General features: G+C 42.1%; 17 protein-coding genes. All 17 read right to left on the bottom strand.

The features are described from left to right. Positions 1 to 2,390: DUF4118 domain-containing protein (locus tag CAG58_RS01810; protein WP_161439690.1), on the bottom strand; the 2,390-nt coding region annotated here is incomplete at its 3' end. An 84-nt stretch (positions 2,391 to 2,474) separates the two neighbouring features. Further along, positions 2,475 to 3,131: a potassium-transporting ATPase subunit KdpC gene (kdpC, locus tag CAG58_RS01815; RefSeq protein ID WP_161429633.1), complete on the bottom strand. Its 657-nt coding sequence runs from the start codon at positions 3,129 to 3,131 to the stop codon at positions 2,475 to 2,477. A gap of 11 nt (positions 3,132 to 3,142) precedes the next feature. Continuing rightward, positions 3,143 to 5,164 carry a potassium-transporting ATPase subunit KdpB gene (gene kdpB, locus CAG58_RS01820; RefSeq protein WP_161429634.1) on the bottom strand — a complete coding sequence of 674 codons (2,022 nt, stop codon included), beginning with the start codon at positions 5,162 to 5,164 and terminating at the stop codon, positions 3,143 to 3,145. Positions 5,165 to 5,166: 2 nt separating this feature from the next. Beyond that, positions 5,167 to 6,108: a potassium-transporting ATPase subunit KdpA gene (locus tag CAG58_RS16885; protein ID WP_337247257.1), complete on the bottom strand. Its 942-nt coding sequence runs from the start codon at positions 6,106 to 6,108 to the stop codon at positions 5,167 to 5,169. Between the two features lie 14 nt (positions 6,109 to 6,122). Next, complete coding sequence (locus tag CAG58_RS16890) at positions 6,123 to 6,920, bottom strand: potassium-transporting ATPase subunit KdpA (RefSeq protein WP_237665960.1); 798 nt, start codon at positions 6,918 to 6,920, stop codon at positions 6,123 to 6,125. Positions 6,921 to 6,931: 11 nt separating this feature from the next. Next, positions 6,932 to 7,012 (bottom strand): K(+)-transporting ATPase subunit F, encoded by an 81-nt coding sequence (gene kdpF, locus CAG58_RS17120; RefSeq protein ID WP_083797734.1) that lies wholly within the window; start codon positions 7,010 to 7,012, stop codon positions 6,932 to 6,934. Positions 7,013 to 7,303: 291 nt separating this feature from the next. Next, positions 7,304 to 7,681 (bottom strand): holo-ACP synthase, encoded by a 378-nt coding sequence (gene acpS, locus CAG58_RS01835; protein ID WP_161426004.1) that lies wholly within the window; start codon positions 7,679 to 7,681, stop codon positions 7,304 to 7,306. Between the two features lie 6 nt (positions 7,682 to 7,687). After that, the gene (pdxJ, locus tag CAG58_RS01840; RefSeq protein ID WP_161426005.1) at positions 7,688 to 8,419 is read right to left on the bottom strand and encodes a pyridoxine 5'-phosphate synthase; all 732 of its coding nucleotides are present in this window, start codon (positions 8,417 to 8,419) and stop codon (positions 7,688 to 7,690) included. Next, a complete protein-coding gene (gene recO / locus CAG58_RS01845) occupies positions 8,416 to 9,141 on the bottom strand; it encodes a DNA repair protein RecO (RefSeq protein WP_004394321.1) in 726 nt (241 codons plus the stop codon). The genes pdxJ and recO overlap by 4 nt, the downstream gene beginning before the upstream one ends. Positions 9,142 to 9,283: 142 nt before the next feature. Next, positions 9,284 to 10,249: a GTPase Era gene (era, locus tag CAG58_RS01850; protein WP_161426006.1), complete on the bottom strand. Its 966-nt coding sequence runs from the start codon at positions 10,247 to 10,249 to the stop codon at positions 9,284 to 9,286. Further along, positions 10,242 to 10,919 carry a ribonuclease III gene (gene rnc, locus CAG58_RS01855; RefSeq protein ID WP_154170121.1) on the bottom strand — a complete coding sequence of 226 codons (678 nt, stop codon included), beginning with the start codon at positions 10,917 to 10,919 and terminating at the stop codon, positions 10,242 to 10,244. Before rnc ends, era begins: the two co-directional genes overlap by 8 nt. Before the next feature lie 37 nt (positions 10,920 to 10,956). Beyond that, the gene (gene lepB / locus CAG58_RS01860; RefSeq protein WP_004394329.1) at positions 10,957 to 11,853 is read right to left on the bottom strand and encodes a signal peptidase I; all 897 of its coding nucleotides are present in this window, start codon (positions 11,851 to 11,853) and stop codon (positions 10,957 to 10,959) included. A gap of 84 nt (positions 11,854 to 11,937) precedes the next feature. Then, positions 11,938 to 13,731 (bottom strand): translation elongation factor 4, encoded by a 1,794-nt coding sequence (lepA, locus tag CAG58_RS01865; protein ID WP_154170735.1) that lies wholly within the window; start codon positions 13,729 to 13,731, stop codon positions 11,938 to 11,940. Positions 13,732 to 13,844: 113 nt separating this feature from the next. Beyond that, complete coding sequence (locus CAG58_RS01870) at positions 13,845 to 14,315, bottom strand: SoxR reducing system RseC family protein (protein WP_040903838.1); 471 nt, start codon at positions 14,313 to 14,315, stop codon at positions 13,845 to 13,847. After that, positions 14,312 to 15,274 carry a sigma-E factor regulatory protein RseB gene (rseB, locus tag CAG58_RS01875; RefSeq protein WP_154170117.1) on the bottom strand — a complete coding sequence of 321 codons (963 nt, stop codon included), beginning with the start codon at positions 15,272 to 15,274 and terminating at the stop codon, positions 14,312 to 14,314. Before rseB ends, CAG58_RS01870 begins: the two co-directional genes overlap by 4 nt. Then, on the bottom strand, positions 15,271 to 15,897 hold the full coding sequence (locus CAG58_RS01880; RefSeq protein WP_161426007.1) for a sigma-E factor negative regulatory protein: 627 nt from the start codon (positions 15,895 to 15,897) through the stop codon (positions 15,271 to 15,273). The genes rseB and CAG58_RS01880 overlap by 4 nt, the downstream gene beginning before the upstream one ends. A 31-nt stretch (positions 15,898 to 15,928) precedes the next feature. After that, positions 15,929 to 16,501 carry an RNA polymerase sigma factor RpoE gene (gene rpoE / locus CAG58_RS01885; protein WP_040903842.1) on the bottom strand — a complete coding sequence of 191 codons (573 nt, stop codon included), beginning with the start codon at positions 16,499 to 16,501 and terminating at the stop codon, positions 15,929 to 15,931. Positions 16,502 to 16,715: the final 214 nt, after the last annotated feature.

Consider the following 16,715-nt stretch of genomic DNA (forward strand, 5'->3'; position numbering starts at 1 on the left):
GCTATAGATTCTTTATCTGATGTATAACGAGATGAGTTTTCTAATATATTAAATATAGCCTGCTCAATTAAAGCAGCGTGAACATACAGTAAGGGCGCATCTTCTTGAGAAAAATAATTAACTTTAGTGTTTGGGAAATAGCGTCTTAATCTTGATATTACACTAGAAACAATATCATCAATAGAAACCCAATCTCTTTCTATTTTTAGCCCACCATAGCCTAACTTTGTCATATCCAGAAGGTTTTGAATATAACTTTCTAAACGACGACTTTCTTGAAGAATAGTATCTAACATCTCTATTTTTTGAGATTTAATCAATTTATCATCAAATTCTTTTAATGTTTCAGCAGCCCCCATCATTGCAGACAAGGGAGATTTTAAATCATGGGATACCGATGAAAGTAGCGAAGACCGAATTTGCTCAACTTCTGTTTTTACACGTGATGCTTCAAGATCGGTACTCAATCGGATTCTCTGCCAAGTATTTGATGCTTGGTTTAACATCGAATTTATTAAGTCCTTATCAAACTGCGTAAAATCTCGATGATTTTTTTTCCAACCAATAACAACAACACCAATCGTTAGCTCATGATGAACAATAGGAATGACGGTAACTTGTGAAGCATTCAAAGTATCGGTAAATCGCCCGGCTGGCTTAGCATTTGCTAATGACCAGCTGATCGCCGACTCATCACATGCTTTTAATTTAATATTGATAAACGTTGAAGGAAAAATAATCTCATCATTCTGTTGAGTGACAAACCAACTAGGGGCTTGCACTAGGGAAGATATATTTTTGCAAACTGTAGACCATAATGTTTTTTCACTTTCAACAATGGAAAGCTGCTGGGCCAACTCACGTAAAATTTCCGCATAACGATTAGACTCTTTTAATAAAATAAATTGATTTCTAATACGAGATGCTGTAGGGCCACTTACTAATCCAATTATAATTAAAAAAACAAGTGTCGCTATATCATCTTGACTATATACTTTAAATGTTAACAATGGCTCCGTTAACAAAAAATTAAAACTTAAAAATGAATAAATAGCAGCAGCAATAGCTGGTCTCGCTCCTAATTTTAATCCTGTTAATATGATTGATAAAACAAACACTAAAACCAAATTGCCACTACTCAATACTTCTTTAAGGGCAAGTGCTAGTAAAGAAGCCAAACCTACATTAATCAATGCATAAATATGTTTTTTAATACGATTGTAAATTGGATCTATTGGATTAGACTTTACTATTTTTATTTTTGATTCAGGGGAGTGATAAACTGATACCTCTAAAGGTAATCCAGATTCAATCAAACGCTGATATAAACGCTTACGCCAGAATAAATAACGATAACGTTCACCAACTCCAACTAAAACGGTACTTGCTCGTTGGTCAACTAAATAAGAATAAACGGTATCGTAACAACTTGAACCACGCATAATCTCCACTTTAGCACCAAGATCTTTCCCAAGATTCAATGCATCGTTAAGCATTTTTCTTTGTTGAGAGGTCAACGGACTTCCTTTATCAACCCATACAACGCTCCATAATATTTGACGCCGTTCAGCAATTTTCCTACCTATTCTAATTAGATAACGGTGATCACTATTCGCACTGACCAATACAACAAGATTATCTTGAAGTGTGTAACTTATTTTTCCCTGTTCAGCATCAACCATAGTGTTCCAATGGCTATCAACCTTCGAGATCACTCGCTTCATCGCCAATTCTCGTAATGCCGTTAAATTAGCAATCGAGAAAAAGGTATCTAATGCCAACTTAGCATACTCAGGTAAGTACACTTTACCTTGGTGTAACCTTTCAATTAAAGCAACTGGCGGCAAATCAATAAATCGAATTTCATAGGCATCATCAATGAAGTTATCAGGCACAATCTCACGCACAGTCACACCTGTAATTTGTGCAATGACATCATTTAAACTGGAAATATGCTGAATATTAACCGTTGTATAGACATCAATTCCTGCGGATAACAACTCAGAAATATCTTGCCACCTTCGTATATGACGGCTGCCTGGTACATTGGTGTGAGCTAACTCATCAACTAAAATAAGTGATGGTTTACGTTGCAACGCTGCATCTAAATCAAACTCAGTGAGTGGCGTATGTTGGTAATGAATACTCTTACGAGGGAGGATTTCTAGCCCTTTCATCGTCGATTCAGTTTCTTGTCTGCCATGAGTTTCGACTAATCCAATAACGACATCAACACCGCGTTGTAAACACTCCTTACCAGCATTAAGCATAGCGTATGTTTTACCAACTCCCGGAGCCGCACCAAGGAAAATCGTCAACTTTCCTTTGCTTTCTTTCTGGATTTGACAGAGTAATGCTTCAGCCTTTTGTGAACGATGCTCTTCATGCATAAATAATGATATAACCTCTTAATAATAGAAGCATAAAAACATGCCCATTATAAAAATGGGCATGTTTTATTTTTGACAAGTAACTTAAGAACGAGTAGTTAATCTGTCAAGTGCTAAGTTTAATTTGAGAACATTTACACGTTCTTGTCCAAAGATTCCCCATTGAGGACTCTCTGTATATTCATGAATAACCTGCATCACAACCTCTAATGGTAATTGACGATTAGCAGATATTCTTGCAGCTTGAACTTTAGCCGACGATAAAGAAATATGAGGATCAACGCCAGACCCAGAGGTTGCCAATAGATCCACAGGAATATTTTCTGTAGAAATACTATTCAGATTTTGCTGAATGATACTATCTTGTTTAACTCGCTCTCTCAATTCAGGATTACTTGGTGCTAAATTACTCCCACCTGTTTCCATGGGGTCATACCCTACAGCGGTTGGACGTCCATGAAAATATGAGTCTGATACAAAGTGCTGACCAATCAATTCTGAACCAATTAATTCTGAACCAATTAATTTACCATTTTTTTCTATTAAACTTCCTGATGCTTGATAAGGAAAAAGTGCCTGACCTAATAAAGTAATCAACCCTGTATAAACTACACCACAAAGTAATAAAAATACGAAGGTTGCACGAATAGCACATATAATTTGTTGTTTCCAGTAAGCTACCATACCAGTTTGTGAAATATTCAACTCTCTCTGATAATAATAGTTAACATCTGTCTTCATTATTACTTATCCTAATAAAGTGTTCCAATCAACATATCTAATGCTTTGATCACAAAAAATGGTAATACCATCCCACCTAAGCCATAAATCAGCATATTATTTCGCAATAATTTGTCGGCGGAGGCAACGCTAACTTTGACACCTTTCATTGCCAGTGGAATAAGAGCAGGAATAATCAGTGCATTAAAAACTAACGCAGCGATAACCGCAGTTTCAGGGCTATTGAGTCGTAAAAAATCAAGCATTCCAATCGCTGGAATTGTCCCAGCAAAGATTGCAGGAATAATAACAAAATACTTTGCAACGTCATTGGCTAGTGAAAACGTCGTTAATGCTCCCCTTGTTATCAGTAGCTGTTTACCGACTTCAACAACGGACAATAATTTTGATGGATCAGAATCCAAATCAACCATATTACCTGCTTCTTTAGCCGCTTGAGTTCCAGAGTTCATCGCCAAACCGACATCAGCTTGAGCTAATGCCGGAGCATCATTCGTTCCATCCCCCACCATCGCCACTAAACGTCCTTTAGCTTGCTCTTGACGAATTAAAGCCAACTTATCTTCAGGTTTAGCTTCTGCAATAAAATCATCAACACCAGCTTCCGCAGCAATAACACCAGCCGTAATGGGATTGTCTCCGGTCACCATAATAGTTCGAACACCTAATGCTCTTAATCGAGAGAAACGCTCTGCAACACCAGGTTTAACAACATCAGATAGTGCGACAACACCTAATACACGTTCATTTGACGCAACAACTAAAGGCGTTCCTCCTTTTTGAGCAACCCTACGAACTAATGTATCGGTATCCTGAGGCCAGCTGAGATTTTTATCTGCGCTCCACGCTTTGATTGCATCACTCGCTCCTTTTAACTTAAGAGACTTATCGGCTAATCTGAGTCCTGATACTCGAGTTTTAGGAGAAAATGGCAGGAATTCACTTCCTTTAGGTTTAGCATTTATTTGAATACTTTTACTCAAAGCCAAACTTAAGATCGACTTTCCTTCTGGTGTTGGATCGTCTAATGAGGCTAATACTGCAGCATCGATAAGAGCGCTTTCCGTCACTCCATCAACAGGTAAAAACTCTGTCGCTTGGCGATCACCAAAGGTTATTGTTCCTGTTTTATCGATTAATAAAGTATCAATGTCCCCAGCAACTTCAACAGCTTTACCTGATTTTGCAACAATATTTGCTTTTAATGCTCGATTCATCCCTGCAATACCTATCGCAGGTAATAAACCTCCTATCGTCGTAGGGATCAAACAAACCAATAGAGCAATAAGCATAATATAATCTAATTCACTACCCATAAAGTTTGCCATAGCATGAAGAGTCATTACGGTCAGAAGAAACACGGCAGTTAATGCTGATAACAATACCGTTAATGCCATCTCATTAGGCGTTTTTTGACGCTTAGCACCTTCAACCAGACCAATCATACGATCTAAAAAACTGTGGCCGGGATCATTAGAAACTTCAAAAATTATTTCTCCCGTCAATAATTTTGTACCACCAATCACACTTGAATGATCAGTACCAGCTTCACGCAGCACGGCTGCGGACTCTCCTGTTATTGCCGATTCATTAACCGTTGCCACTCCTATAACAATATCGCCATCTGCTGGAATATAATCACCTTGAACAACACGAACCCGATCCCCTTTCGCTAAATTTGTTGCAGCAACCCAGTGCTCAAAGTCTCCATCGATACGACGAGCCCTTAATGATTGCTTAGCTGAACGTAAACTAGCTGCCTGACCACGACTTTTCGCTTCAGCCACAGACTCAGCTAAATTAGCAAACCATACTGTAAAAAATAGGATCAATGTCGTGATAAAAGGCATAATATATGACTTTTCATGGACAAGATTATGAATAGTGATACCGATACAAAGTACTGTTCCAACCCAAACCACAAACATAATAGGATTAGACCACATTTTTTGTGGTAATAGTTTTTTTAACGAATCGACTAAAATATGTTTCCATTCAATATAAGTATCGTTACTTGCAATAGATTGATTCATAATTAATTCCCTACTACTGATGTCGTTAATTCAAGAGCTTCTCCAATCGGCCCAATAACGGCAGCAGGTAAAAATGATAAAACATTAATGATTAGAATAACGGCGATAAGAGTAGCTGCGAAAGTCGGGGATTCTAAACGCAAACTACCTGCATTTGACGGACTGACTCGTTTCTTAGCTAAAGATCCAGCGATCATTAATGGAATAATTAAAGGTAAATAACGACCTAGAAGTAATACAATTGAGCAGGAAATATTCCACCAAATCGTATCATCTGATAGTCCTTCAAAACCGGAGCCGTTATTCGCAAACGCTGATGTATATTCATAAAAGACTTGAGATATACCATGGAATCCGGGATTGGAATTTCCAGTCAAACTAGGAAAAGTCAGCGTTATTGCAGTAAATGATAAAATCGTCAGTGCTGGTAGTAAAATTAAACTGGATAGCATCGTTATCTCTTTTGTTTCAATCTTACGACCAAATATCTCGGGCGTTCGACCAATCATCAGACCAGAAAGAAAAACAGCTAACCAAACATAGACCATAAAGGTCACAAACCCACCACCAATCCCCCCCCAAATGGCACTGATAAGCATACCGCTCCGAGTGATCAAGCCACCCAAAGGATTAAACGAATCATGCATAGCATTAACGGAACCATTGGAAGTTTGAGTAGTAAAAGTGGCCCATAGTGCCGAAGGTCCTACCCCTAATCGTACCTCTTTGCCTTCCATATTAGGGCCACTTTGACTTAACCCCTGAAAAGCAGCATTTGGCTGAAGTTCGCTATACACTGTTAATGTAATAAAACTAACACTAATAATGCTCATAACGACAAAAGTCATCACTGAAAAAGATTTGCGTCTCATCAATCCACCAGCCATAAAAACGATGGCCATCGGAACCAGCACCAAAGCAATAGTTTCAATCGCATTACTCACTGGTGTTGGGTTTTCTAATGGATTACTACTGGTGTTGGGTTTTCTAATGGATTACTACTGTTTGGCGCATACCAACCCCCACCATTTGTACCTAGTTGCTTAATTGCGACCATCGCAGCAACTGGCCCGACAGGTATAGTTTGATGGGTCAGCTCAGATTGAGAATCAATAGTTTGTATCGTTTGAGAAGCAGAAAATGTACTCGGAACACCTTGCCAGGATAATGCCAAGGCAAATATACATGCCAAAGGAATCAAAACTCGTAATGTACCTTTTATAGTATCAACATAAAAATTACCCAGTAGACGCTCCTCGCCCTCTTTGGCGGAATCATTATTAACGCCACCAGTCATAGCCTTGATAATTGCCACACACACAGCTAATCCCATCGCAGGAGTAATAAATTGTAAGGTTACAATCAAAGTTCCTTGCGATAGATAAGTTAACTGAGCCTGTCCCGAATAGTGCTGTTGATTCGTATTCGTTAAAAATGAAATAGCAGTATGAAGCGCTAAATCCCAAGATAAAGGGCCAATACCATCAGGGTTTAATGGGAGTATATGCTGATACTTCAAAATTAGAAAAGCAACAATTCCTAGCATTAAATTACTAACAAGAAAAGAAAACGCATATTGTTTCCATGTCATTAATTTATCTGCATCAATTCCTATTGAGCGATAAATCAACCGCTCGATTGGGTTAAATATATGATCAGGGAAATGTTTTTTGTACAAAAACACCTTCGTCATATATAACCCTAAAGGTAATGCTAAGCCAAACGCTAATAAACAAATTATAAATATTTCTAACATATTGCCCACCGTTAAAATTTTTCAGGGGCATACATTGCCACTGACAAATAAATAAATAACGCAATAGAAAGAAGTAATAGCAACCATTCCATCTCTAGTTTCCTCAATAAATGAACAAAGCTAAGATAAAAGGGATTGAAGTAAATTCTCTAGATTACAACATTAAAAAAGCATAAATTATTCGTAAAGATACTCAATAATAAGCCCAAAAGTGTGAGAATGTCTTACGCTGATTTTCGTCAGTATTTGATGGATGGCAGATATCATACAGCTATACCTAAACTAATTGGAGTGACCAGTAGACAGTAGGTAAAGCGCAGATAAATGATGTGATTGAGTAAAACGAACGTAGTCAAAGCATTGATTCAGAAACGAGAGAAATTTTATGACTCAAAAATCACCGTAGCGACAGCATAATGTCGCTCATCGGAAAGCGATAGATGAATGGATGTGACTTGCATGGCTTCGGCGAGTTGTTTCGCTCGGCCATGCAGAATTAGATGAGGTTTACCTTGAGTATCGTTGGTGATTTGAAAATCATGGAACGTAACACCACAAGCGATACCAGTACCTAAGGCTTTGGCCGCCGCTTCTTTAGCGGCAAAACGTTTGGCTAAAAAGCGCGCGGGCTGTTTTAAAGCCGCACATTTAACCTGCTCTTCAGGAGTGAGGATCCGCGCCGCAAAGGCGCTACCACTACGGGTAAGCACCTTCTCAATGCGTTCAATCTCAGTAATGTCTGTACCTAAGCCAACAATCATCGACGATTAACGACGCACGTTATCCATGATGGCTTTCATATCCGCGACCGCTTTGCTCAAACCATCAAACACCGCTCGGCCAACAATCGCATGACCAATGTTCAGCTCATAAATTTCAGGAATAGCAGCAATTGCCGCTACGTTGTGATACGTCAAACCATGTCCAGCATTGACCGTAATACCAAGATCGCTGGCGTAGGCTGCCGCTGCCGCGATTTTTTTCAGTTCGTTTTGCTGCTCTATCTCATTAGAGGCTTCTGCATAATGCCCAGTGTGCAATTCAATAAAAGGCGCACCGCATGCTTTCGCGGCGTCAATTTGCTCACGATCGGCATCGATAAATAGAGAGACTTTAATTCCTGCAGCGGTCAATTTTTCGGTCGCGGCTTTCACTTTATCTAACTGTCCTAGTACGTCTAACCCCCCTTCAGTGGTCAGCTCTTCACGTTTTTCTGGTACCAAGCAGACAAATTCAGGCTGAGTGTTTAAAGCAATTTCGAGCATCTCATCGGTTACCGCCATCTCAAGGTTCATCCGCGTTTGCAAGGTTTCACGCAAAATACGCACATCACGGTCTTGAATATGGCGACGATCTTCTCGCAGGTGAATGGTAATGCCATCCGCACCTGCTCGCTCAGCGATCTCTGCCGCATGCACAGGATCAGGGTAACGGGTACCACGCGCGTTACGTAACGTGGCAACGTGGTCAATATTGACACCTAAAAGAATTGAGCTCATGTTTCTATACTCCGTGCTCTAGATAGCGTTGTGGGTCGGAACAACTCCCGACTTTTTAAAGGTTTACCGCCAAGATAAGGCTTTAAAGCAATACGTGTAAAGCGCTTTGCGGCTTGTAATTGATTTTTGGTGGTAAAGCGTCGTTCACTGATCGCAATCAGCTCATCACCATAAAAAGTCAAGTTATCGCGTCTTACCGACGCAATAAAGCCTTTTTGTTCACGATAACGATAGGTCATCGTCGGAGTGATGGGCTCACCCGTGCCCGCACAATGTAAAAAATCAACGCCATAGCCAAGAGAGGACAATAATGCCAGTTCGAAACGACGCAAAGCTGGCTCAGGATTATCACTTTGCGCTAACTCAGTCAGCGCAAACAAATAATCATGAAATAGTGCGGGACTGGGAACGTCATTCGCCAAGACCCGGCCAACCAATTCATTGACGTACATCGCCGAGTAGAGACTGATGCCACTTAAAGGAAGACCTAAGCTTATCGACTCAGCCTGACGTAATGTCTTCATGGTGCTGTTGCCAGACCATTTCAGCAATAGTGGAGTAAACGGCTGTAAAGCGCCTTTAAGCTGAGAGCGCTTGCCACGAGCCCCCTTCGCCATCAACGTTAATCGACCATACTCTTCACTAAATACATCTAAAATTAAGCTTGATTCGCTATAAGGACGGCGATTAAGGACAAAGCAACGCTGAAAACCATCAATCATAACGACACCAACCACTCCAATCAAAGTACAGCGTAGAAGGCCAAATGTACGATGCAAAGAGCCGCATAAAGCGACTCTGTCTTATTCGTTAAGCTCATTGTGGATCATCTTCTGGTGCGCCGTTTAACCCACCAGAAACGATTTATAAATCGTCAATATAGCCTAATGAACGTAAAGCTCGCTCATCATCAGCCCAACCAGATTTCACTTTGACCCACGTTTCTAAATAGACTTTACGTCCAAACAACTCTTCCATATCGAGACGGGCTTCACGACCAATGGTTTTGATTTTCTCACCCTTTTTACCAATGACCATTTTTTTCTGGCCAATCCGTTCGACCAAAATCAGGGCATTAATATGGAAACCATCGGTTTCTGGGTTGTAATCAAAACGCTCAATCTCTACGGTAACCGAGTAAGGTAATTCCTCCCCCGTAAAGCGCATTAATTTCTCGCGGATAATTTCCGAAGCCATAAAACGCTGTGAACGATCGGTCACATACTCTTCAGGGAAATGGTGCTTTGCTTTCGGTAAATGATGACGAACATGCTGATGGAGCACATCAATATTTTTCCCCAACTTAGCCGAAATAGGCACAATATCGACAAAGTTCATCAAGCTGGAAAGATCCTGCATGTGTCGCATCACATCGTTACGATCTTTGACGTTATCGACCTTATTGATGCACAGCACGACCGGGAAATTGGCTTGACGCAGTTTATTGAGCACCATCTCATCATCGGCAGTCCAGTGCGTCCCATCCACCACAAACAGTACTAAATTGACATCACTGAGTGAGCTACTGGCGGCACGATTCATTAAACGGTTGATCGCCCGCTTTTCTTCAATATGCAGCCCGGGAGTATCAACATAAACCGCTTGATAATCGCCCTTGGTGTCTACACCCATAATACGATGGCGAGTGGTCTGTGGTTTACGTGAAGTAATAGAAATTTTTTGCCCAAGAATATTATTTAATAGCGTCGATTTACCAACGTTAGGGCGACCAACAATAGCGATAAAACCACAATGTTGGTTATCCGGTGATGAGCTCGGTTGTTGATCTGATGAAAAGTACGCATCAATATCGAATTCTTTATCAGCCATGGTTTAATTGCTCCAGAGCGGTTTCAGCCGCTGCTTGTTCGGCTTTACGTCGGCTAGTGCCTTTACCTATAACGGGTGTGGCAATGCCAGCAACATCACACGATACCGTAAACTCTTGGTTGTGTGCTTCCCCTTTAATATTAGTCACAATATAGATAGGGAGCGGGCTACGTTTACCTTGTAAAAACTCTTGTAAACGCGTTTTAGGATCTTTTTGCGATACGCCGGGTTTGATGGCATCCAATCTCGGCTGATACCAATTTAAGATAATACCGCGCACCATCTCGATATCACTATCCAGATAAATCGCACCGATAATCGCTTCTACGGCATCAGCTAAAATTGAATCACGACGAAAACCGCCGCTTTTCAGTTCACCTGGACCTAATTTTAAGTAATCTCCCAAGCCAAATTCTCGGCCTAACTCCGCAAGGGTATTGCCGCGTACGAGTGTGGCACGCATGCGGCTCATATCACCTTCATTGATCTTAGGAAAGCGACGATATAATTCGTCAGCAATGACAAAACTTAAAATTGAATCGCCCAGAAACTCAAGACGTTCATTGTGTTTACCATTGGCACTACGATGGGTAAGCGCCAATTCCATAAACTCGGGATCATTAAATTGATAACCGAGTTTGGGTTCTAATCTACTAATTGGAGAATTCATGCTCTCTCGATGTGTTACGGGTCAGCGAAATGCTGACCTAATTAATGCCACCTATACGATTAAATCGCACTCCGGTTGGGATCCAAGCTGGCAAGATGCTATCTGCAGATCGTTCAAATTCAAAACTGATCCAAATAGCAACGGCTTTACCCACTAAGTTTTCTTCTGGTACAAAGCCCCAAAAACGGCTGTCAGCACTATTGTCACGGTTATCACCCATCACAAAATAGTGCCCTTGTGGAACAATCCACTCATTAACACCCGCGCGAGGTTGATAATCTCGAATATTATCCATCCGTAACGGGTTAACTAAAATACTGTGTGCCTGCTGGCCCAGCTGTTCATCCATCTGCATTAATGGAATATTATTCTGTACAAATTCACTTTCAAGCACATTAGATAATTTTACCGTTTGGCAACGGGAATCTTGTTGAGTCTGAATGCAAATCTCTTTCGTAGGGCTGTAGCGAACAATATCGCCCGGCATACCAACCACACGCTTAATATAGTCAATACTTGGGTTAGGTGGGTATTTAAACACCACCACATCGCCGCGCTCAGGCTTGCCAGTTTCCACTAATTGTGTGCGCCATACAGGATCTTTAAGACCATAGGCGTATTTTTCAACCAGAATAAAATCCCCAACCAATAACGTTGGCATCATCGAGCCGGATGGGATTTGAAATGGTTCAAAAATAAACGAGCGTAATACTAAGACAAAAGCGATCACTGGAAAAATCGAGACCGCATTTTCTACCCACCAAGGTTGTGGCGCGATTTTGCTAACCACTGCCGCATCAATCCCATTGGTTTCGTTCTGCACTTGAGCTTGTTTTTGTAGACGTTTTTTTGACCACAGCCACTTTTCCAACGCCCAGATGATCCCGGTCACGAGAGTAACGATCACCAAAATGAGTGAAAATGTATTCGCCATTGACTTCCCTTATCTAAAAATACGAAAGTGAAAGGGCCAAGACCCTTTCACTTGAGAGCAAATGCTGAACGCACGAGTAAAAGATTAATCTTTACCTACGTGCAAGATAGCCAAGAACGCTTCTTGTGGTAACTCTACGTTACCAATCTGCTTCATGCGTTTCTTACCTTCTTTCTGCTTCTTCAACAGTTTTTTCTTACGGCTAATATCACCACCGTAACATTTCGCTAATACGTTTTTACGTAACTGCTTAACCGTTGAACGGGCAATAATATGGTTGCCAATCGCCGCTTGAATTGCGATATCAAACATCTGACGAGGAATGAACTCTTTCATTTTCTCGACCAACTGACGACCACGATTTTGAGCAAGATCTTTATGGGTGATGATTGCCAACGCATCGACTTTCTCTCCGTTAAGGAGTACATCGACTCGAACCATGCTCGATTCTTCAAAACGTTGGAAACCATAATCCAGTGATGCATAACCACGTGATGTCGATTTCAAACGGTCAAAGAAGTCTAAAACCACTTCTGCCATAGGAATATCGTAGGTCAACGCCACTTGATTACCATGATAAATCATATCCACCTGAGTACCGCGTTTTTCAATACATAAGGTGATCACACTACCTAGGTAATCCGATGGCACTAAGATATTACAACGCGCAATCGGTTCACGAATTTCTTCTATGTCATTGATCGCTGGTAATTTCGCCGGACTATCAACGTAGAGTGTCTCTTTATCGGTTTTAAGCACTTCATAGACAACGGTTGGTGCCGTCGTGATCAAGTCCAGATCGTACTCACGCTCTAAACGCTCTTGGATGATCTCCATGTGCAGCATTCCTAAGAAGCCACAACGGAAACCAAACCCTAGCGCCGCAGACGTTTCTGGTTCATAAAACAGTGACGCATCATTGAGGCTCAATTTACCCAAAGCATCACGGAAGTTTTCATAATCATCCGATGAAACAGGGAAAAGTCCTGCGTAGACTTGTGGTTTTACTTTCTTAAAACCCGGTAACGGTTTTTCACTGCCATTCTTGGCGAGCGTTAATGTATCACCAACAGGAGCACCTAAAATATCTTTAATACCGCAGACGACCCAGCCTACTTCACCACAACCCAATCCGTTGGTATCCACCTGTTTTGGAGTAAAGATACCAATTCGATCCACGCCCCAGATTTGGCCAGTGCTCATGACTTTGATCTTGTCGTTTTTCTTCAAGCTGCCATTTTTGATACGCACTAAAGAAACCACACCAAGGTAGTTATCAAACCAAGAGTCAATGATCAACGCCTGTAACGGTGCCTCAGGGTCCCCTTCTGGTGACGGTATTTGAGAAACAATTTTCTCTAATACATCATCGACACCTAAACCGGTTTTAGCGGAACAACGAACGGCATCAATGGCATCAATCCCAACAATGTCTTCGATCTCTTCTGCAACCCGCTCAGGCTCTGCAGCAGGTAGATCGATTTTATTGAGGATAGGAACGACTTCAAGATCCATTTCAATGGCTGTGTAACAGTTAGCCAAGGTTTGAGCTTCAACCCCTTGACCAGCATCCACCACCAACAGGGCACCTTCACAAGCGGCAAGAGAACGCGATACTTCATAAGAGAAGTCAACGTGTCCCGGAGTATCAATAAAGTTAAGCTGATAGGTTTGGCCATCTTTAGCGAGATAATCGAGTGTCACACTCTGCGCTTTGATGGTGATACCACGTTCACGCTCAAGATCCATGGAATCAAGAACTTGCTCTGACATTTCACGCGAGGTTAATCCGCCACAAACTTGGATTAATCGGTCAGATAACGTCGATTTACCATGGTCAATATGGGCGATGATCGAAAAGTTACGAATGTGCTTCATAGGCTTGGGATGACTAAACTCTTTGCTGATTAGGGAATAAGAAACGCCACCGAAGTGGCATTTCATTTAAGTTGGCCGATTCTACCCAATTTCGCTAGGCTTCGCACCATAATTTAGGCGATCGGCTCACCAAGGACACGCAGCAAGATCACCTGCTGTGATGAGTCATTTTCCAACTGAGTAGAAAAATATTTCGCGATCACAACACCTAAGCCCATAAACAGCAGTGCGCAAGCGATCACGATGCCTTCCGATGCTCCTAACAATGGCGCAAACCACAGTTCTCCCAATACCGCTCCCACAATCATCATCAATAATGGGACTAAGTAGACCAAGGCTGCCGACTGCAGCAGGCTTTTTTCGGGTAAACCAATCTCGACGATTTGTCCGATGGTGACTGGTTTATCAGTCACTAAGCGCCAAAATAAGGCTTTATTGCCTATCGCTTTTGAGACTATCCCCGTCCCACAGCTTTTAACCGAAGCACATTGGTTACAGCTGGTTTGCTGATCACAACTCAACGCAACGAGATAACCACTGGGTTGGGGCTTTACCTCAGTCACGGTGGCTAGCGCGGTCATCATGGTGAAACCTCAGTACGACTAAACGTGATCGACTGAGCAATACGCTGCGCGGTTGCTGGAGGGATATCACCGACCACAGAAATTTCATTGTCGCCATTAATCACACTGTGTAAGGTACGTCGACCTTGCCGAACCAACTGGCCTTTTAGTGAGTGATCATCACGAACGGAGACATACACAGAAAAATTAAACAGACCGTCGGAAAACATCTGGCTCTCGACTAAACGTTCCGTCATCGCCATCCGATAGCGATTTAGCTCAAGAGGTTGAAACCCATCAGGCTTCCAGCCCACGGTCCAAAAAGTTTGCTGAATATTGCCTTTAGGTAATGACAACACTTCAGGCAGTTGAACCTTATTCAGTCCAGACATCAGCGTAGCTAATTGATCATTAATCGAATAAGAAATGGTACGATACTGTTCAAGCACTTCTCCATCACGATCGACTAAATCGGCACGTAAAGGTAGCGAACTGTGCTCATCTATCCACAATACATAGGAATAGCGCAAACCATCTTTAGGGACAATCCGTAATACTTGGCAGGCGGCCCCAGCTTCACGAGCGCGCCCCATCTTAACAAAATCATAGTATTGACCAAGTTTAGCCACATCACTATTGAGCATCGGGATGGTCGGAGCGACCATCGTGCCAGATTCAATCGTAAAAGGCTCAACACCGGGTTCGATGTAGCTGACTTCATTACCACGGCGAATCACTTCTCGTACAGGACCGCTCAGATAAATTAAATGTGCAAATTGTTGGTCATCTTGCCGAGCGTGACGATACAGCAAAGGCTCAATGCTGTTTTTCTTCAGCAGAATATAAGAGAGTTCATAATTAAGATGCTGACTTGCGTCGTTCATCTGATGCAACAAAGCCTCCGCAGATAATTCCTCTGCAAAGGCCTGAGTTACATGCAAACTGAACAGTGCCAGCACACTGATCAGGATTTTTTTCATTCCACTACCGGTTCAGTTAGGTGAGTGTGAGGGGCTAGATTATCACTGTTTAATCTTAGCTGTAGTTCGTAATCTTGCAGTAACGCATTAATTCGCCGACGCTGCTCTTGCATGCTGGCTTCATTACTGGAGTGTCGATTGACGGAATCACGCGTCAAACTCACTGGCTCAGCGCTGCCTGAAAATGGGATCGTCTGTAAAACCGGAATTTGATCATCTTGCGCGCCAACAGTATCGCTGCCACCGTATTGCTGAACACCAATAATCACCGCTAACGACACACTGGCCGCAATCGCCACTTGTCCAAGCTGGCTAAGCCAAGCAGGCAACTGACGACGAGCTTTTTGCGCTGAAGGCTGCTCCTCAAGTCGAGGCTCAGCAGATTCACTTGTTGTGACGGCGCTTAACCGAGTATGAGCTGGTTCATTTTCTAGAGCGAAAGCGACGCTTCCAGCAATATTCCATTCTGAACTCACGGGGGCATCGCCACGCATGACATCACCGATCAAGTGGTAGTTTTTCCACGTATCGAGACTTTCATCATCGTGAGCGATCGTTTGTAACAACGATTTATCGACCACTTCGCCATCCATAAGCGCTGAAAGCTTTTCTTTGTCAGCCATTATTTTCACCATGTTTATTGCTCATTATCGGTTACAAAAGCGGTTTAATCCGCTTTTCGACCGCTTCACGAGCACGGAAGATACGAGAACGCACCGTACCAACGGGGCAATCCATGACTTCGGCGATCTCTTCGTAGCTTAAACCTTCCAGCTCTCGCAACGTCATCGCAGTTTTTAAATCTTCAGGCAACGCCTCTATCGCATTAAACACCGCCTGCTTCAACTCTTTGGACAGCGTAATGTTTTCAGGGTTCGATATTTCTTTTAATGCATTATTAGTTTCGTAAAATTCAGCGTCTTCAGCATCAATATCATTCGCGGGTGGCCGGCGGCTTTGAGCGACGATATGATTTTTCGCAGTATTGACAGCAATGCGATATAACCAAGTATAAAACGCACTCTCACCGCGAAACGTCGGAATCGCACGATACGCTTTAATAAACGCTTCTTGTGCGACATCGGGCACGTCTCCAGCGTTGCTCACATACCGCGAAATAAGATTGCACACCTTATTTTGGTATCTCAACACCAAAAGATTAAATGCCTGCTTATCTCCGTTCTGAACTCGCTCAATCAACACTTGATCGGTCAGCTGCTCGTTCATTCGAGCGGTTACTCCTATTGTTATCCCCCTACCTTCTCAGATATGGGCTCTAATTATGCAGAATGCTTGCTTGACACCACTGCTTACATGAGCACTATTGTGACTCAATTACACACAGAAAGTTCAATGCCAGGTAAAATTTTCCTTTACGCTGCGCATTATGCTGTAATGAACAACGGATACCTAAGTTAGATTACTTGAGGTATAGGCAGCA

The organism is Vibrio sp. V31_P5A7T61 (assembly GCF_009904895.1).
GTDB classification, from domain to species: Bacteria; Pseudomonadota; Gammaproteobacteria; order Enterobacterales; family Vibrionaceae; genus Vibrio; species Vibrio metschnikovii.